This window comes from Pseudoalteromonas sp. S3785, assembly GCF_005887365.1.
In the GTDB taxonomy this organism is placed as follows: domain Bacteria; phylum Pseudomonadota; class Gammaproteobacteria; order Enterobacterales; family Alteromonadaceae; genus Pseudoalteromonas.
This window is the reverse complement of sequence record NZ_PNCT01000001.1, coordinates 14,048-33,192: the sequence shown is the minus strand read 5'-3', so window position 1 is coordinate 33,192 and position 19,145 is coordinate 14,048. Positions and strand designations below refer to the sequence as shown.

Here is a 19,145-nt window from a genome sequence, read left to right as displayed (position 1 = left end):
TTTTTTTCGGCTATAATTTACTGATTACGCGCAAGCCATGCTTTTCGTACAGAGCGGCGCCAAATAATATCAATACTAAAATAAGCAATAACAGAAGCGATAGAAGCACAGACCAATGAGCCAATTAAAAATGCAGGGCCTATGGTAGAAAGGCTTTCTAAAAACCATGCCCAACTGGCTTCAAATGCAAAATGCTGCTCTGGTTGGTTTAAAACGAGCGTACCTACAAGGTATGAGCCATAAAATATTGGCGGCATTGTTAGTGGGTTGGTAAGCCATACTAATGCAACAGAAATAGGTAAGTTTACTCTAAAAACGATAGCTGCTGCGGCTGCTAAAACCATCTGAAAAGGAACAGGGATGAACGCAAAAAATAAACCTACTGCAAATGCGCCTCTTGCAGAGCGTCTGTTCAAATGCCATAGATTGGCGTCTTGTAATAGGCGGCCGAATATTCTAAGTGTTTTATGATGCCTAATTTTATTAGGATCAGGTAAAAATCGTTGAATCGTTTTCTTAGGCATTTCAAGCAACCATTTACTTCAGTGTGGATTAGTCTTGGATTTGTAATTGGCTGTATTTCAACCGTATTTTATTATCAAACCCTTGAGTTTACAGTCATCACAATATCTGTCCTTATTGCGAGCGCCTATTTTAAGCCGTTTTTAAATGTTTTGTTAGGGTTTATTTTAGCTATTTGCTGCATTGTTGTGCACTTTTACCTGTTTTATAACTATAAGTTGCCAAATGTTGAAAATAACTACGCTTATCCAGCCACAATCTATGTTGATGAAGTCATCTCAGCAAAGCAACCACAGTATATAAAAGCAACGTTATTAAAGCTTAATGGGGATGAAATACATAAATTTAAAGCGCCAAAAGCGATGTTAAGTGTCGATTCTGAGCAACTCATTAAGCACGGTGATACCTTTGATGCAGCAATAGTGTTGAAAGAATTTAGAACAATAAAAAATTTCAACGTGTTTGATAACAACGTGCATGCATTTAAACAGCGCATACTATTTAAAGGGAAAGTACTGAATAAACAAATCAGTATTTCGCATGGGGCTTCCCCTTCAATAATTATTAAGTATAGAGAATTTTTAAAACGCACATTTCAAAAAACATCACTTAACTGGCTTTATTATGCGCTATTAAGTGGTGACAAGTCCCTTATGTCCTTTGAAAATAAGCAAACAATGCAAAGCTTAGGCTTGAGCCATTTATTAGCGATTTCAGGGTTACATATAGGGCTTATATTCAGCTGTTTTTATTTATTATGTAAGTACACAGCATACATTTTGAAAGTTAGAGTAGCACAGTCCATCAACTTAACATTTTTTTATAGTTTTACCGGTTGGTTTGCAGCATTTATTTATGTGTATTTAAGTGATTTTTTACTCTCAGCCACTCGCGCTTTTATAATGTTAACATGCGCTTGGGTGCTGTACTTTGTGGCTAAACAGCCATTAAGATGGAGAAGCATATTATATGCCCTGGTCGCGGTATTACTTATTAACCCCTTTAATGTTTTAAACCCCGGGTTATATTTTTCTTTTATTGCTGTAGCAATTATTTATCTAGTTATAAAACGACTTCCTAAAACGAAATATAATTGGCTTAACGTGCTATTGGCGCTGTGTATTATTCAGGTTGCTTTGTTTATTGCGCTTATGCCTATTACCCTTATTTATTTTAGCGGTGTAAGTATTGTAGGGCTTATTATTAACCTAGTAGCCATTCCATTATTAAGCGTAGTAATTATGCCATGTTTGCTACTAATTACGATTATTAGTACGGTGGTAGATATAACGCCTGTTATAGTGTTGTTCGATAATATGCTGCGCATTTTACTTGATTATATGGATACTATACCTTGGCAATACAGGTGGTTAGATATAGCGAAACCAAGCACGCTGTATTTAATTGCGGCTTATATATTTATTTTAATAGCGTGGTTTAGCCCGTTTAAACGCTTGGCAATTATTCCCTTGTGTGTTGCCTTGGTGGATTACATGTTTTTACCTAAACCGCTTTGGCAGTTACATGTGTTTGATGTGGGGCACGGGCTAATGACATTACTTGAAAAAGATAATCAAGCATTGGTTTATGACTTTGGACCTAGCTACTTCAACCGATTTAGCCGTACATACAGTGTGTTAATTCCGTATTTAAAAGCCCACAATTTAACTGTTAGTGATTCCATAATAAGCCATCAAGATAATGATCATGCAGGAGGGGCAGCGCATTTTATTAAAGCGGGGTTTGGTCATAGCTTTAAACGGTTTCATCCACATGGCATTACCACGCGATGTAACTCTTTGGACTATAACTTTAATGACTTGCATATCAGTAGTTTTTCGAGTGATAAATATGATAATGAAAACGATAACTCCTGTGTGTTATTAGTTAAATCGCCACAATTTACGATGCTATTAACGGGTGACATTTCTAAAGCGCGTGAGCTGAGCCTTATTAAAACTCAATCATTGCAAGCCGATGTGATTTTAAGCCCTCATCACGGCAGTGATACGTCTTCTAGCCTGGAATTTATCGACCATGTTAATCCGCACACCGTTATTCACTCAACAGCCTTTGAAGGACAGTGGCAATTTCCTAGTGAAAGCGTGGTTTCGCGCTACAAAGCAATAAATGCTAAACAATATGTGACTGCACGTGATGGGCAAATTACTGTGAGTATATATAAAGATGGCTTTGAAGTGACAACGGCTCGCAAACACGAAAGTTATTGGTTTATAGAAGATTGACGTTTAGTTTTGGCTGTTTGAAGGATACAATAAGGGCTGAAATTGTATAACGAGAGTAATATGAGTCAAAGTACTACACAAATCTATAAGCGGTTGATTTCTTACGTCGGTGATTATAAAAGCGTTGCCTTCGTTGCTATTATTGGAATGATCGGCTACTCGGGTATGGATGCTTTATTTATTCAATTAATGAAACCTTTTATTGATGAAGGCTTAAATCAACGAAATAACGAAGTGTTAGCTTATGCTCCTTTTGTAGTTATTGCGTTAGTTATAGGGCGTGGCCTGTTTAATTTTATGTCTTCTTATTGCTTAAGCTATGTAGGCTCGCAAGTAGTACGCGCTTTACGCCAGCAGTTATTTGAACACATATTACATTTGCCTGTGTCGTTTCATGATAAAAACTCAACAGGTGATTTAATTTCAAAGATCACCTTTGACACAGAACAAGTTCAGCAAGCAATTACTAAAGCATTATTAATTGTAGTACGTGAAGGCGCTTTTGTGGTTTTTTTACTTGGCGTTATGTTTTATACCAGCTGGAAGCTTTCACTGATATTTTTAGTGATCATTCCTTTAGTGGCAATCATTGTTACGTTTGTATCTAAACGTTTTCGCCATATTTCGAAGAACATACAGTCTGCGATGGGCCAAGTTACCCGAAGCTCTGAGCAAATGTTAAGTGGCCATAAGGTTATTCATGGGTTTGGTGGCCAACAACAGGAAGTCGACCAGTTTTCAAAAATCAATAATCATAATCGCCAGCAACGTATAAAAATGGATGCCACTAAAGCGTTAAGCGTGTCGGTCATTCAAGTACTAGCGGCCAGTGCAATGGCTGTTATTTTGTGGGTCGTTTCTATGCCCTCTATGATAGATACCATCAGCTCTGGCGATTTTGTTGTACTTATTTCATCTATGATGATGCTTTTACGTCCGCTTAAACAATTAGCAAACGTGAACAGTGATATGCAGCGTGGTATTTCTGCAGCGCAAAGTATTTTTTTAGTTTTAGATGAAGAAATAGAAAAAGATAAAGGTACTTACAGCGTAGATAAAGTGAAGGGCGAAATTGAGGTTAAAAACGTGACCTTTAAATACCCCACTAAAGATGAAGCTGTTTTAAATAACCTATCAATGAGTATAAAAGCCGGAGAAAGCATCGCACTTGTAGGGCGTTCTGGCTCGGGTAAGTCAACTATTTCTAATTTATTACCACGTTATTATGACTTAGAAGCACCCAGTGAAATATTACTCGACGGCGTTGCACTTGATAAATATAAACTGGCAGATTTACGCCGCCAGTTTGCTTTGGTATCTCAGCAAGTGGTGTTATTTAACGACACAATTGCTAACAATATTTGTTATGGACTAACCCGTAAAATAACACCGCAGCAGTTAGAAGAGGTGGTCAAACAAGCCCACGTATGGGAATTTGTTAAAGATCTACCTGAACAGCTCAATACCATGGTTGGTGAAAACGGGGTGATGCTCTCTGGTGGTCAACGTCAACGTATCGCAATTGCGCGCGCTATATTAAAAGATGCGCCTATTTTGATCTTAGATGAAGCAACATCAGCACTAGACACCGAGTCAGAAAAGCTTATTCAACAAGCACTAGATACCCTTATGCAAGACAAAACGTCGATTGTTATTGCGCATCGTTTATCAACAATTGAAAACAGCGACAAAATATACGTTATCGACGGCGGTCGGGTGATTGAAAGTGGTGATCACCAAAGTTTACTTGCCAAAGACGGCACGTATTCTGCGCTTTGCAAAATGCAATTTGGTGAACACGGGTGAGTAAAATCGAGCAAAGCTGGTATAAACCATTTGGTTTTATAACACTATTTTTATTGCCGTTAGCTGCACTTTTTTGGTTAATTGCCAGTATTAGAAAAGGGTTTTATCAATGTGGTATTGCTAAATCTTTTAAAGCTAAATCTAAAGTGATTGTGGTGGGCAATATAAGTGTAGGTGGAAATGGCAAAACCCCATTTGTATTATGGCTGTACGAATACTTGTCAGAGCAAGGCCTAAAAGTGGGTATTATTAGCCGTGGCTACGGCGGTAAAGCAAAAAGCTACCCGCTGGTGGTAGAGCGCGGTGTAACAAGTGCGCAAGCCGGTGATGAGCCAATACTTTTATTTAATCGTTTAAAGTGTCCTCTAGTTGTTGGGCCGGATAGAGAAGCCAATATTACATTATTAGAGCAGCAATTTTGTGTGGATGTCATTATTTCTGATGATGGTATGCAACATTATAAAATGGCGCGCGATATAGAGTGTTGCATTGTTGATAGCCAAAGGCGGTTTGGCAATGGCTTTGTTATGCCCGCAGGACCATTACGTGAAACAAAACACAGATTAAATAGCGTTGATTTAGTGATTGAAAATGGTGGAGGCGCACCACATAGCTACGTTTTAAAAACGAGTGGGCTCAGGCACGTTGCTGACAATACTCCAGTGAATAAAACAATTGAACAAGGCCATGCGGTCAGTGCTATTGGTAACCCGAAGCGTTTTGAAAATACACTAGAAGATCAAAATATTCAGCTGCTTTCAACGCATCATTTTAGAGATCACTATGCTTATAGCTTGGCTGATTTTACTCAATTTAATGACGACAACGTATTAATGACAGAAAAAGATGCGGTAAAATGTAGAGACTTTGCAAAAGATAATTGGTACTACCTACCTGTTAATGCAAAACCTACAGACGCTGTTATACATAAATTAGATTTATTATTAAAACAAAAAGGGATCCTCAATGGCCTTTGATACAAAATTACTTGAAATAATTGCTTGCCCTGTGTGTAAAGGAAAGCTTCGTTTTGATAAAGACAATGCAGAACTTATCAGCACCGCAGCTAAACTTGCATACCCTGTACGCGACGATATACCAGTACTTTTAGAAAATGAAGCACGCGAGTTATCTCAAGATGAGGTTGATAAGTGGAATTCATAGTTGTAATACCTGCACGTTACGCGTCTACCCGTTTACCTGGCAAACCATTAGCCGACATTTGCGGTAAACCTATGATTCAACATGTGTATGAAAAAGCGTGTTTGTCAGGTGCAAGTAAAGTGGTTATTGCAACCGATCATCAAAAAGTGTTTGATGCTGTTAAATCGTTCACAAATGATGTGCTCATGACAAGAGAAGATCATCAATCGGGTACTGAGCGCTTGGCAGAGGTGGTTGACTTACTTAAGCTAGATGCTGAAACCGTGGTGGTAAATGTACAAGGCGATGAGCCATTACTTGCCAGCGAAAACGTATCTCAAGTTGCCACTTTACTCAATAATTCGAGCGCGCCAATGGCAACATTAAGTGTAGCCATTGAAGAACAAGAGGAAGTATTTAATCCTAATGCAGTGAAAGTAGTTAGTGATTTTAATAAAAATGCGTTGTACTTTTCACGTGCCAGTATTCCGTTTGACAGAAGCGCAATGCTAAATAACGACAGTGTGTTAGATATAACGCCTTTTCATCGCCATGTGGGTATATATGCTTATCGCGCGGGCTTCATTAAGCAGTATATTGAGCTAAGTGTATCGCCGCTTGAAGTACTTGAGTCGCTAGAGCAACTTAGGGTGTTGTACCATGGTTACGCTATCAAAATTGAGCAGGCTAAAGTAACGCCACATGCTGGGGTTGATACGCCCGAGGATCTAGAAAAAGTGATTGCCTACCTAAAAGCTAAGCAAGCTTAATAATGGTAAAAAGAGAATTACCCATCGTGTTTAGCCACGCTGATTTTTACATATTTGAAAAACCAGCGGGGCTTAATTTTCACTCAGAAGGTGAAAAAGGGTTTGTGGTATTAGCTGAGCAGCAAACGGGCGAAAAATTATTTGCTGTTCACCGCCTTGATAAAGTGACCTCTGGCCTTATTATTCTTAGTCGCAATAAAGAAGCCGCTGCTAAATTTACGTCTCTTTTTACTGAGCATGCAATAAACAAGTTTTATTTAGCAATAAGCAATGCTAAACCTAAAAAAAAGCAAGGGTGGATAAAAGGTGATATGGCTAAGTCTCGCAGGGGCATGTTTAAGCTTTTACCGACCATGCAAAACCCAGCCATTACCCGCTTTTATTCTTTTAGTTATAAGCCGGGGTTTAGGGCGTATATATTAAAGCCATATTCGGGTAAAACTCACCAACTTAGAGTGGCATTAAAAAGTTTAGGGACGCCAATTTTAGGCGATTCACTCTATAGCGGTAGCGCAGCTGAGCGAGCGTATCTTCATGCCTATGCGTTAAGTTTTGTATGGCATGGGGAGCAAATTAATTGCACTTTGCTGCCTACTAAGGGTGATGAGTACCAGCAATTAATTAATCATCAAGAATTTCAAGCATGGCAATCGCCGTGGGAACTGGATTGGTAAATGAGCGAAAAAGTAACCGATATTCGTTTTGGCGGAATTAAACGCCTATACGGTAACCAACAATTTGATTGGCTACAACAAGCCCATTTTTGTGTAGTGGGAATAGGCGGTGTAGGAAGTTGGACCGCCGAAGCTTTAGCACGTACAGGCGTGGGTAAGATCACTTTAATTGACTTAGATGATATTTGCGCGACGAACGTAAATAGGCAAATTCATGCGCTTAGCGGCAGTATTGGCCAAGCCAAAGTAGATGCAATGAAAAGTCGCTGCGTACTGATAAACCCAGAGTGTAAAGTAACTGTGATAGATGACTTTATTACACTTGAAAATATTCGTGAGCATATTCAAGGTTTTGATTACGTTATTGACTGTATTGATGCAGTTAAGGAAAAAGCAGCGCTTATTGCTCATTGTAAGCGCAATAAAATGCCTATTATTACTACAGGCGGCGCGGGCGGGCAAACTGATCCTAGCCAAATAACATTTGGCGATGTGGCTAAAACCACGCAAGATCCGCTACTTGCTAAAGTGCGTTATATTTTACGCAAACAATATAATTTTAGTAACAACCCAAAACGCAAATTTAATATTGATTGTGTGTACTCAACTGAGCAACTAGTTTACCCAGGCAGTGATGGCAGTGTATGCCATGCTAAACAAAATGCTGATGGTACAATGAATATGGATTGTAATAACGGGTTTGGCTCGGTCACTATGATCACAGGAAGTTTTGGCTTTTTTGTAGCGGCTAAAGCGGTACGTAAATATTTAGATAAAAAACAGCGTTTACAACAAGCTCAATAGTTTAATTGAGCTTGTTTGCTGCCATGCTTTGAATTGCCTCTACCATGGCTTTTATTCCGTTCCCACGAGATGCACTAAGGTGTTTAATCAAGCCTAACTTTTCAAATTCGTCATACGCATTAATATTCACGACTTCTTCAGGTGTTAAGCCATTATAAAGCGCTAAAATTATCGCTAATAAGCCTTTTACAATGCGGGTGTCTGAATCGCCAATAACCACTAAACGATTCTCGCTATCGTCAAACTCCATAAACATCCACACTTTGCTCTCACACCCAGGAACAAGTGCGTCATCGGTTTTAAGTACATCCGCTAAAGCGGGAAGTGTTTTGCCCAAAAGCATTATTTCGCGATATTTTTGCTGCCAAGATTGCGCATGTTGTATAGGTTTAATTACGCTGTTAAACGTATTTGTCATGAGTTATCCTAAATTAGTCTAATAAATCAATCGATTCTTTCAAGGCATGGATGAAATTATCTACATCTTGATGAGTATTGTAAAATGCAAAGCTTGCTCTAACAGTGCCTTTTACCCCTAAATGATGCATTAATGGTTGCGTACAATGGTGACCGCTGCGCACTGCAACGCCAAATCCGTCAAGCAAAGTTGCCAAATCGTAAGGGTGTTCAGCTTTATAATTGAAACTAAGGGTACCAATATTATTGTTTAGGTCACTATAGATAGTAACCCCATCAATTTTGCTTAGCTGTGTCGCTGCATAATTAAAAATTGTCCGCTCATAGCGCTGTAATTGTTGTATGTTTAGGGCTGATAAATAATCAATTGCTGCACTAAAGCCAATTACTCCGGCTATGTTTGGGGTGCCAGTCTCAAATTTTGCAGGAGCGGCTCGGTAGGTGCTTTTTTCAAGGGTAACAGTATCAATCATCTCACCACCCGTTTGGTACGGGGTAAGCTCATTGAGTAATTCATAGCGACCATATAAGCCCCCAATACCCGTAGGACCAAGCATTTTATGTGCTGAGAAAACATAAAAATCGCACCCGAGCTGTTTTAAATTAGGGCGTAAATGCATAGCTCCTTGTGCGCCATCGACAACAACTAACGTGCCGACTGCTTTCGCTGCAGCTATTAATGGGGCTAAATTGGTAATATTACCTAATGTGTTAGAGGCTTGGCTGATACACAGCACCTTTGCTTTAGTCTGTGTGATAAAGTCTATGCAGCACGCTATATTAAACGTCGCGTTTTGCTCAAGGGGGAGTGCAGATAGTGTTGCCCCCGTATTTTGCGTTAATACCTGCCAAGGAACAATATTAGCATGGTGCTCAAGTGGCGTAATTAATACCGTATCTTCGTGAGTAATTTGACTTTGTAGGCCATGAGCAAGTAAATTTAGCGCCTCTGTTGCACCTTTTGTCCAGACTATTTCATTAGCCTTTATGTTAAAGTAATCTGCTATTTTTAATCTTGCTGCTTCATACTGCTCAGTAGCGCGCTCGCTTAAGGTGTGGCGGCCTCTGTGAACATTTGCGTTGCTTAAATTATAAAAACGAGTGGTTGCATCAATCACGCTTTGTGGCTTTTGCGACGTTGCGCCAGAGTCTAAATAAACTAAAGGGTTGCCATTAAGGGTTTGGTTTAAAGTAGGGAAGTCATTGCGGATTTTTGTTATATCAAACTCTTGAGAAGGCATGGCTATTCAACATCTATAAATTTAGGCAGGAATTGTAATCGGTTTCATAAAATTGACAAGCAAAGCGCACAAAAAAGGCCGCAAAAGCGGCCTTTTTTAACTAACTAAGTTTAGCGCTTGTCAGTTGATACGAAGTCACGTTGCGTGTAACCAGTATACATTTGACGAGGGCGGCTGATCTTATGACCAGGTTGAGATAGCATCTCATCCCAGTGAGTGATCCAACCAACTGTACGTGCCATTGCAAAAATTACAGTGAACATGCTTGTTGGAATACCAATCGCTTTTAAGATAATACCTGAGTAGAAATCAACGTTAGGGTAAAGTTTCTTCTCTACAAAGTATGGGTCTTCAAGGGCAATTTGTTCAAGCTTCATAGCGATATCAAGAAGTGGATCTTGAATGTTAAGCTCTGCTAAAACTTCATGACATGTTTGACGCATTACCGTAGCGCGTGGGTCGAAGTTTTTGTAAACACGGTGGCCAAAGCCCATAAGACGGAACGGGTCAGACTTATCTTTTGCTTTTGCAACGTACTCATCAATACGATCAACAGAACCAATCTCTTCTAACATGTTTAAACATGCTTCGTTAGCACCACCGTGAGCAGGACCCCAAAGAGATGCGATACCCGCTGCAATACATGCATATGGGTTAGCGCCTGAAGAACCGGCTAAACGTACTGTTGACGTTGAAGCGTTTTGCTCGTGATCAGCATGAAGCATGAAGATTTTGTCCATTGCTTTAGCTGTTACAGGGTTAACTTTGTATTCTTCAGCCGGTACAGAGAACATCATGTGTAAGAAGTTTTCTGCGTAGCTTAAATCGTTACGTGGGTAAACAAACGGCTGACCAATGTTTGTTTTGTACGCCATAGCTGCAATAGTCGGTAATTTAGCGACAAGTTTAATAGCGCTTGTTTTACGTTGGCTTGCATCAGTAATATCAAGATCTTCGTGGTAAAAAGAAGATAATGCGCCTACTACACCACATAGCATGGCCATTGGGTGAGCATCGAAGCGGAAACCTTGGAAAAAGTTAGCAATTTTCTCATCAAGCATGGTGTTATGCGTGATTTCTTTTGCAAATGAATCGTATTGCTCTTTAGTTGGTAACTCACCGTTTAATAGTAAGTAACAAAGCTCGATGTAGTTAGAGTCTTCAGCTAATTGCTCAATTGGGTAACCACGGTGAAGTAATACACCTTTACCACCATCAATGTAGGTGATTGCAGATTCACAAGAGCCAGTCGACATGAAACCTGGGTCATAAGTAAAGTGACCGTGTGAACCTAACGTACGTACGTCGATTACATCTTGGCCAGCAGTGCCTTGATAAATTGGAAGTTCGATTGGATCTAGTCCATCAATATGGACTGTGGCTTTTTTATCTGCCATCTATGTATCTCCTATTAAGATATCTATTCTGATTTTTAGATTTTTAAAGTTCTGAAATCTTGTTTTAAGCACATCTTCGCATTTTAACGTGAAAGAGGGGGTTAAAGTCAATTTTTATAAACATTATGCACATATGTATAATAAATATTCGCCATCAATTAAATATTATACTATCGGCTAATTCGCAAACGTCTCTAACTAAACAAGAATTGTAAAACAACCTTTGGGTATATATACTATCGGAGGTTTTAAACCGCTTTGTATTTAGGTAAACATATTTTTACAGCGTAATTTTTGCAGATTTGTGAACTTTTGCTGTATTGACACGTTTACTTTGATAGTTCCACCAGAAATTTTGGTGGGTTTTAGAAAAACAAGTAGATGAGCTCCAATGTGAGCAAGATGGGCAAGTAACTGTGAAAAAGCAAAGACCTGTAAATCTAGATCTAACAACTATATCTATGCCGGCAACGGCTAAAGCATCAATTTTTCACCGCGTCACCGGTGTTGCATTATTTTTTGCTTTAACGTTTGTCATTTGGGCTTGGTCTGAGTCTCTTTCTTCAGCTGAAGGTTTTGAATTCGTCAAGGGTCTGTTTAGCGGATTCATTGCCAAATTCATAGCTTGGGGCACACTTTCTGTATTGGGTTATCACCTTATTGGTGGTATCCGTCACATCATTATGGATATGGGCCACTGGGAAGAACTTGAATCGGGTAACCTGAGCGCTAAAGTTGCAATGGCACTTGGCGTTGTATTTGCCGTACTGGCAGGGGTGTGGATATGGTCTTAAATCAAGCAACTCTTAAACGTGATGGTGTACAAGATTTCGTATCTTTACGTACCACGGCTCTAGTAATCACCGCATATGCGATTTTTATTATCGGCTATTTTTTAGCAATGCCAGAAGTCACTTTCGAAGCCTGGACAGGCCTATTCTCTAATCTTGCTATGAAGGGTTTTACGCTAATTACCCTAGTATGCATGATGGTTCATACCCGCATTGGCCTTTGGCAAGTTTTAACGGATTACGTTAAAAACGCTAAACTACGCGCTGTTTTAGGCTTTGTATTAAACCTGATGGCCGTTGCTTACGTAGCTATTGGTCTAATCGTTTTATGGGGTGTTTAAGTGAAATATTCTGTTCGTGAATTTGACGCCGTTGTAATTGGTGCAGGTGGTGCAGGTATGCGCGCCGCTCTTGCCATTACTGAATCAGGCAAAACGTGTGCGTTAATATCTAAAGTATTCCCAACACGCTCTCACACTGTATCTGCACAGGGTGGTATTACAGTAGCGCTAGGTAATTCGCACGAAGATAACTGGGAATGGCATATGTACGATACCGTTAAAGGTTCCGATTTTATCGGCGACCAAGACGCTATCGAATACATGTGTCAAACTGGCCCAGAAGCTATTACTGAATTAGAAAACATGGGTTTACCATTTTCGCGTTTTGAAAATGGCCGTGTTTACCAACGTCCTTTCGGTGGTCAATCGAAAAACTTTGGTGGTGAACAAGCTGCACGTACTGCAGCAGCAGCTGACCGTACTGGTCATGCTTTATTACACCTTCTATACCAACAAAACGTAAAAAACCAAACCAATGTATTCTCTGAATGGTATGCACTTGATTTAGTTAAAAACGATAATGGTGATGTAGTAGGTTGTACAGCAATTGAGATTGAAACAGGTGAAATCACTTTCTTCAAATCAAAAGCTGTTGTGCTTGCAACCGGCGGTGCTGGTCGTATTTTCGCATCGACAACTAATGCCCACATTAATACGGGTGATGGTGTTGGTATGGCAGCCCGCGCTGGCGTTGCTATGCAAGATATGGAAATGTGGCAATTCCACCCAACGGGTATAGCAGGTGCTGGTACACTTGTAACAGAAGGTTGTCGTGGTGAAGGGGGTTATCTTTTAAATAAAGATGGCGAACGCTTCATGGAACGTTATGCACCAAACGCAAAAGACTTAGCGTCTCGTGATGTAGTTGCACGTTCAATGATGACTGAAATCCGTGAAGGTCGTGGTTGTGATGGTCCGTGGGGCCCACATATTAAGTTGAAACTTGACCACTTAGGTGAAGAGACGCTTAATCTACGCCTACCAGGTGTTTGTGATCTTGCTAAAACATTTGCTCACGTTGACCCTGCTAAAGAGCCAATTCCGGTAATACCTACGTGTCATTACATGATGGGTGGTGTTCCAACTAACGTAAATGGTCAAGCGCTACAAATCGATGCTAATGGTAACGAAAAAGTAGTAGAAGGCTTGTTTGCAGTTGGTGAGATTGCCTGTGTATCTGTGCATGGTGCAAACCGCCTAGGTGGTAACTCATTACTTGATTTAGTTGTATTTGGTCGTGCTGCTGGTAACTTCTTAGGTAAATACCTAAACGAAGTTGAAATTACTAAAGCGCCTTCTGCATCTGATATAGATGCTTCGCTTGCTCGCTTTAATCGTTGGGAAAATTCAACGGCTGGTCAAGGTGAAGACCCAGTACAAATCAAAAAAGACTTACAACAATGTATGCAGCTTAACTTCTCGGTATTCCGTGAAGGTGACTCTATGGCGACAGGTCTTAAAGAGCTTAAAGAGATTCGTGAACGTCTGCAACATGCGCGTCTTGATGATAAATCATCTGACTTTAATACGCAGCGTATCGAATGTCTTGAACTAGACAACCTTATGGAAACAGCATACTCGACTGCAGTTGCTGCAAACTTCCGTACTGAAAGCCGTGGTGCACACTCTCGCTTTGACTACCCAGATCGTGATGACGAAAACTGGCTATGTCACTCAGTATTCAATCCTGTTACGGATGAAATGAGCAAGCGTGAAGTAAACTACGCGCCTAAGACGCGTGAAGCGTTCCCACCTAAAGCACGTACCTACTAGGAGCGAGACGATGGCACAAGTACAATTTTCAGTTTATCGTTACAATCCGGACGTTGATAACGCACCTCGAATGCAAGAATACACTTTGCAAACAGAGGAAGGTCAGGACATGATGGTATTGGACGCACTTTTATTATTAAAAGAGCAAGATCCTACTTTATCATTCCGTCGCTCATGTCGTGAAGGCGTGTGTGGTTCTGATGGCGTTAACATGAATGGTAAAAATGGTTTAGCATGTATTACACCATTATCTACGCTGCAAAAAGGTGGCAAAGGTACTATTGTAATTCGTCCTTTACCTGGCTTACCTGTGGTACGTGACCTTGTTATTGACATGAGTCAGTTCTACACTCAGTACGAAAAAGTTAAACCATACTTAATTAACGATCAGCCAGCGGCTGGTGAACGTCTTCAATCTATTGAAGAACGTGATAAATTAGATGGGCTTTACGAGTGTATTTTATGTGCATGTTGTTCTACATCGTGTCCTTCGTTCTGGTGGAATCCAGACAAGTTCATTGGTCCAGCAGGCCTTCTTCATGCTTACCGTTTCTTGGCTGATAGCCGCGATACGGCAACTGAAGAGCGTTTAGCAGACTTAGACGATGCGTTCAGTGTGTTCCGTTGCCACAGTATCATGAACTGTGTTAGCGTTTGTCCTAAGGGTCTTAACCCGACCAAAGCAATTGGACAAATCAAATCTATGTTATTAAACCGCGCGGTTTAATCACTTAGTAACGTAAGATGGCTAATATTTTTATTAGCCATCTTGTTATAACAACTATTAATTTCTGCGCTAAAGAAAAGGGCTTATAAATGCACGAAGGTGTGATGAAGGCATGGCTAGAATCTTCACATTTAAACGGCGGCAACGTTGCTTATGTAGAAGAGCTTTATGAAGCGTATTTAGATGATGCGACTTCTGTGCCAGAAGAATGGCGAGAAGTGTTCGAACAATTACCAAAAGTAGATGGTGTGGATGTTGAAGTAAAGCATTCAGAAGTTCGTTCACAGTTTGCGGCGCTTGCTAAAAACAAGCATAGAGAGGTAGTGGTAGCTGAGGGTAGTGGCGGTGATCTTAAACAGGTCAAAGTACTACAACTTATTAATGCTTTCCGCTTTCGAGGACACCAAAATGCTAACCTAGATCCGCTAGGCATTTGGCAACGAGAGCGTGTTCGAGATTTAGAGCTAGAGTACCACGACTTATCTAAAGCTGATTTTGACCGCGAATTTAATGTAGGATCGTTTGCCGTAGGCCGCGATACTATGCCTTTAGGTGAACTATACCAAGCACTAAAAACTACTTATTGTGGTTCTATCGGTGCTGAGTATATGCACATCACATCAACAGAAGAAAAGCGTTGGTTACAACAGCGTTTAGAGTCTGTTCAATCACGACCTACTTTTTCTAAAGAAGAAAAATTGCGTATCCTTAAAGGATTAACCGCAGCAGATGGTCTTGAAAAATATTTAGGTGCAAAGTTCCCTGGTGCTAAGCGTTTCTCACTTGAAGGTGGTGATGCGTTAGTTCCTATGCTTAAAGAACTTATTCACCGTGCTGGCGAAAGCGGGCAAAAAGAAGCTGTTATTGGTATGGCTCACCGCGGGCGTCTAAACGTACTAGTTAACGTGTTAGGTAAAAACCCATCTGAGTTGTTTGATGAGTTTGCTGGCAAACACAACGATACGTTAGGCTCGGGTGATGTTAAATACCATATGGGTTATTCTTCTGACTTTGCAACCAAAGGTGGCAATGTTCACATGGCGCTTGCGTTCAACCCATCTCACCTAGAAATTGTTAATCCTGTGGTTATGGGTTCTGTAAGAGCTCGTTTAGATCGCTTAGGTGACAGCTCAGGTAGTAAAGCATTACCAATTACCATCCACGGTGACTCGGCAATTACAGGCCAAGGTGTTGTACAAGAAACATTTAACTTGTCACAAACAAACGCCTTCTCATGCGGTGGTAGTATCCGTATAGTTGTAAATAACCAAGTTGGTTTTACAACTTCAAAACAAGATGACGTACGTTCTACTGATTACTGTACTGACATTGCAAAAATGGTTCAGTCGCCAATCTTCCACGTTAATTCTGATGATCCTGAAGCCGTTGCATTTGTTACTCAACTTGCACTTGATTTCAGAAATCAGTTTAAACGTGATGTAGTAATCGATTTAGTATGTTACCGCCGCCATGGCCATAACGAAGCTGATGAGCCTAATGCTACACAGCCTCTTATGTATCAAAAAATTAAAAAACATGCGGTACCTCGCCTTATCTACGCTGATCAACTTATTTCTGAAGGTTCATTCACAGAGAATGAGGTGAAAGCTTTAGCCGATGAATATCGTAACGGCTTAGATGAAGGTAACTGTGTTGTTGAAGAAATCCAGCCAGAGACTTCACACTCATCTGATTGGGCTAAGTATGTAGGACACGAGTGGAACGTTGACTACGACGCAAGCGTACCGGTAGACAAGCTAAAAGCACTTGGCGAACAAGTTGCGCAGTTCCCTGAAGAATATAAAGCACAGTCTCGTGTTAAAAAGATTTACGATGACCGTAAGCTTATGGCCAATGGCGAAAAACCACTAGATTGGGGTATGGCAGAAACACTTGCATATGCAACAATTGCCTATGAAGGCACTGATATTCGTCTAACGGGTCAAGATTCAGGCCGTGGAACTTTCTTCCACCGCCATGCTGTAGTGCATAGTCAATCAGATGGTTCAACGTACTTACCTCTTCAGCACTTAAGTGAAGAACAAGGTACGTTTGAAGTATACGATTCAGTATTATCTGAAGAAGCCGTGCTTGCTTTTGAGTATGGTTATGCAACAGCTGAACCTACTTCATTAGTACTGTGGGAAGCCCAATTTGGTGACTTTGCTAATGGTGCACAGGTAGTATTTGACCAATTCTTAAGTTCTGGCGAACAAAAGTGGGGTCGTTTATGTGGCCTAACGTGTTTACTGCCGCATGGCTACGAGGGACAAGGTCCAGAGCATAGCTCTGCACGTTTAGAGCGTTTTTTACAACTATGTGCTGATCACAACATGCAAGTGTGTGTTCCTTCAACACCTGCACAAGTTTACGCTATGCTACGTCGTCAATCTGTTAGACCACTTCGTCGACCACTGATTGTAATGACACCAAAATCATTACTTCGTCATCCACTTGCGGTATCTTCGCTCGAAGAACTTTCACAGGGTGTATTCCATAATATGATCGACGAAATCGATGATATTAATCCTGAGAAAGTAGAGCGCGTGGTATTTTGTAGTGGTAAAGTTTATTACGAACTATTACAAGAGCGTCGTAAGCTTGAGCAAGACAACATTGCTATTGTACGTGTGGAGCAACTTTACCCGTTCCCACATGCAGAAATGGACACGATTATGGAGCGTTACCAGCACGTTACTGATTTTGTTTGGTGTCAAGAAGAGCCACAAAACCAAGGTGCTTGGTACTGTTCGCAACATCACTTTATTGATGCAATCCCACAAGGTGCTAAATTAACTTACGCGGGACGTAAGGCATCAGCATCTCCAGCGTGTGGTTACATGTCAGTACATACTAAAGAACAACAAGCGCTCGTTGCAGACGCGCTTACTATACAAAAGAAAGGATAAGCAATGAGCACAGAAATTAAAGTTCCTGTTCTTCCTGAGTCGGTTGCAGATGCTACCGTTGCTACATGGCATGTAAGTGTAGGCGACAAAGTAAGCCGTGACCAAAACTTAGTAGACATTGAAACAGATAAAGTGGTTTTAGAAGTGGTTGCACAAAATGACGGTGTAATTACTGAAATATCACAAGAAGAAGGTGCAACGGTACTTGGTGATCAAGTTATCGGTTTACTTGGTGATGCTGATGCAGCACCAGCAAGTGACAGTGCTCCGGCAAAAGAAGAAGCCGCACCTGAAAAATCAGAAGACGCGCCTGCGGCGCAATCAGCTCCAGCATCAGAAGGTAAAGAAGTGGACATTAAAGTACCTGTACTTCCAGAATCAGTTGCAGACGCAACAATTGCTACATGGCATGTACAACCAGGTGAAGCGGTAACTCGCGACCAAAACTTGGTAGATATTGAAACTGATAAAGTTGTTCTTGAAGTAGTAGCTCAAGAAGACGGTATCATGGGCGAGCAACTAAACGCAGAAGGCGATACTGTACTTGGTGAACAAGTTATTGGTAACGTTAAAGCGGGCGGTGCTCCAGCAGCACCTACAGCTAAAGCAGAAGAAGCGCCTGCTGCAAGTGAGTCTAACGATAGCTCAGATGTGTTAACGCCTTCTGTACGTCGTTTAATTGCTGAAAAAGGTCTTGATGCGTCTAAAATTAAAGGCACAGGTAAAAATGGCCGCGTAACGAAAGAAGACGTTGATACTTTCCTAAAAGCGCCTGCTCCAGCGGCTAAGAAAGAAGATACTTCAGCACCAGCTGCACCTATGGGTGACCGTACACAAAAACGTGTACCAATGACGCGCTTACGTAAAACCATTGCTAATCGTTTATTAGAAGCGAAAAACTCAACAGCAATGTTAACTACGTTTAACGAAGTAAACATGAAGCCTATTATGGACCTTCGTAAGCAGTACCAAGAAGTATTTGAAAAGCGTCACGGTATTCGTTTAGGCTTTATGTCTTTCTACGTGAAAGCAGTAACTGAAGCACTTAAACGCTTCCCTGAAGTAAATGCATCAATTGATGGCGATGATATTGTTTATCACAATTACTTTGATATCAGCATCGCTGTATCTACGCCACGTGGTTTGGTTACACCAGTACTTAAAGATTGTGACAAGCTGTCTGTTGCAGAAATCGAAAAAGGTATTCGTGAATTAGCCCTTAAAGGCCGTGACGGTAAACTAACACTTGACGATATGACAGGTGGCAACTTTACCATTACTAACGGTGGTGTATTTGGCTCGTTACTTTCTACGCCTATTATCAACTTACCACAGTCATCAATTTTGGGTATGCACAAAATCCAAGAGCGTCCTATGGCTGTAAATGGTAAAGTTGAAATTCTTCCAATGATGTATTTGGCACTATCTTACGATCACCGCCAAATCGATGGTAAAGAATCAGTTGGTTTCCTAGTGACTATTAAAGAGTTACTTGAAGATCCAACTCGCTTATTACTGGATGTTTAATCGAGTAGTATGAAATATAAGCTGTGAATGACAATTCACAGCTTTTTTTTTGCGCCT

17 protein-coding genes are annotated in these 19,145 nt (G+C 40.7%); 13 read left to right on the top strand and 4 right to left on the bottom strand.

Features of this window, described 5'->3' with window-relative positions; all coding sequences use genetic code 11:
* Positions 1-17 precede the first annotated feature (17 nt).
* On the bottom strand, positions 18-524 hold the full coding sequence (locus CWC17_RS00155; RefSeq protein ID WP_055016018.1) for a DUF2062 domain-containing protein: 507 nt from the start codon (positions 522-524) through the stop codon (positions 18-20).
* Here CWC17_RS00155 and CWC17_RS00150 point away from each other — a divergent pair.
* From CWC17_RS00150 to tcdA, 7 genes are read left to right on the top strand one after another with little or no spacing between them, the layout of a single operon-like run.
* Positions 504-2,768 carry a DNA internalization-related competence protein ComEC/Rec2 gene (locus CWC17_RS00150; protein ID WP_138611770.1) on the top strand — a complete coding sequence of 755 codons (2,265 nt, stop codon included), beginning with the start codon at positions 504-506 and terminating at the stop codon, positions 2,766-2,768. The genes CWC17_RS00155 and CWC17_RS00150 overlap by 21 nt on opposite strands.
* A gap of 60 nt (positions 2,769-2,828) precedes the next feature.
* On the top strand, positions 2,829-4,574 hold the full coding sequence (gene msbA, locus CWC17_RS00145; protein WP_138611769.1) for a lipid A export permease/ATP-binding protein MsbA: 1,746 nt from the start codon (positions 2,829-2,831) through the stop codon (positions 4,572-4,574).
* On the top strand, positions 4,571-5,551 hold the full coding sequence (lpxK, locus tag CWC17_RS00140) for a tetraacyldisaccharide 4'-kinase (protein WP_138611768.1): 981 nt from the start codon (positions 4,571-4,573) through the stop codon (positions 5,549-5,551). Before msbA ends, lpxK begins: the two co-directional genes overlap by 4 nt.
* The gene (locus CWC17_RS00135; protein ID WP_055015993.1) at positions 5,541-5,738 is read left to right on the top strand and encodes a Trm112 family protein; all 198 of its coding nucleotides are present in this window, start codon (positions 5,541-5,543) and stop codon (positions 5,736-5,738) included. Before lpxK ends, CWC17_RS00135 begins: the two co-directional genes overlap by 11 nt.
* Entirely contained in the window at positions 5,726-6,487 is a 762-nt protein-coding gene (gene kdsB, locus CWC17_RS00130; protein WP_138611767.1) for a 3-deoxy-manno-octulosonate cytidylyltransferase, read from the top strand. Before CWC17_RS00135 ends, kdsB begins: the two co-directional genes overlap by 13 nt.
* 2 nt (positions 6,488-6,489) lie before the next feature.
* Positions 6,490-7,161, top strand: a complete 672-nt coding sequence (locus CWC17_RS00125; protein WP_138611766.1) for a TIGR01621 family pseudouridine synthase — start codon at positions 6,490-6,492, stop codon at positions 7,159-7,161.
* The gene (gene tcdA / locus CWC17_RS00120; protein WP_138611765.1) at positions 7,162-7,965 is read left to right on the top strand and encodes a tRNA cyclic N6-threonylcarbamoyladenosine(37) synthase TcdA; all 804 of its coding nucleotides are present in this window, start codon (positions 7,162-7,164) and stop codon (positions 7,963-7,965) included.
* A 1-nt stretch (position 7,966) separates the two neighbouring features.
* Here tcdA and CWC17_RS00115 read toward each other — a convergent pair whose 3' ends face one another.
* From CWC17_RS00115 to CWC17_RS00105, 3 genes are all read right to left on the bottom strand, one after another.
* Positions 7,967-8,383 carry a SufE family protein gene (locus tag CWC17_RS00115; RefSeq protein ID WP_055019756.1) on the bottom strand — a complete coding sequence of 139 codons (417 nt, stop codon included), beginning with the start codon at positions 8,381-8,383 and terminating at the stop codon, positions 7,967-7,969.
* A 13-nt stretch (positions 8,384-8,396) separates the two neighbouring features.
* Positions 8,397-9,623, bottom strand: a complete 1,227-nt coding sequence (locus tag CWC17_RS00110; RefSeq protein WP_138611764.1) for an aminotransferase class V-fold PLP-dependent enzyme — start codon at positions 9,621-9,623, stop codon at positions 8,397-8,399.
* Positions 9,624-9,733: 110 nt separating this feature from the next.
* Complete coding sequence (locus CWC17_RS00105; protein ID WP_138541147.1) at positions 9,734-11,020, bottom strand: citrate synthase; 1,287 nt, start codon at positions 11,018-11,020, stop codon at positions 9,734-9,736.
* Positions 11,021-11,436: 416 nt separating this feature from the next.
* Between CWC17_RS00105 and sdhC the strand changes: the two genes are divergently transcribed.
* From sdhC to odhB, 6 genes are all read left to right on the top strand, one after another.
* Entirely contained in the window at positions 11,437-11,814 is a 378-nt protein-coding gene (gene sdhC / locus CWC17_RS00100; RefSeq protein ID WP_082429331.1) for a succinate dehydrogenase, cytochrome b556 subunit, read from the top strand.
* On the top strand, positions 11,805-12,152 hold the full coding sequence (gene sdhD, locus CWC17_RS00095; protein WP_055015985.1) for a succinate dehydrogenase, hydrophobic membrane anchor protein: 348 nt from the start codon (positions 11,805-11,807) through the stop codon (positions 12,150-12,152). Before sdhC ends, sdhD begins: the two co-directional genes overlap by 10 nt.
* Positions 12,153-13,925: a succinate dehydrogenase flavoprotein subunit gene (gene sdhA / locus CWC17_RS00090; protein WP_055015984.1), complete on the top strand. Its 1,773-nt coding sequence runs from the start codon at positions 12,153-12,155 to the stop codon at positions 13,923-13,925.
* Between the two features lie 10 nt (positions 13,926-13,935).
* Complete coding sequence (locus CWC17_RS00085; protein WP_004586682.1) at positions 13,936-14,652, top strand: succinate dehydrogenase iron-sulfur subunit; 717 nt, start codon at positions 13,936-13,938, stop codon at positions 14,650-14,652.
* 89 nt (positions 14,653-14,741) lie between these two features.
* Entirely contained in the window at positions 14,742-17,561 is a 2,820-nt protein-coding gene (gene sucA / locus CWC17_RS00080) for a 2-oxoglutarate dehydrogenase E1 component (RefSeq protein WP_138611763.1), read from the top strand.
* A 3-nt stretch (positions 17,562-17,564) separates the two neighbouring features.
* The gene (odhB, locus tag CWC17_RS00075; RefSeq protein ID WP_138611762.1) at positions 17,565-19,088 is read left to right on the top strand and encodes a 2-oxoglutarate dehydrogenase complex dihydrolipoyllysine-residue succinyltransferase; all 1,524 of its coding nucleotides are present in this window, start codon (positions 17,565-17,567) and stop codon (positions 19,086-19,088) included.
* The last annotated feature ends 57 nt before the right edge of the window (positions 19,089-19,145 follow it).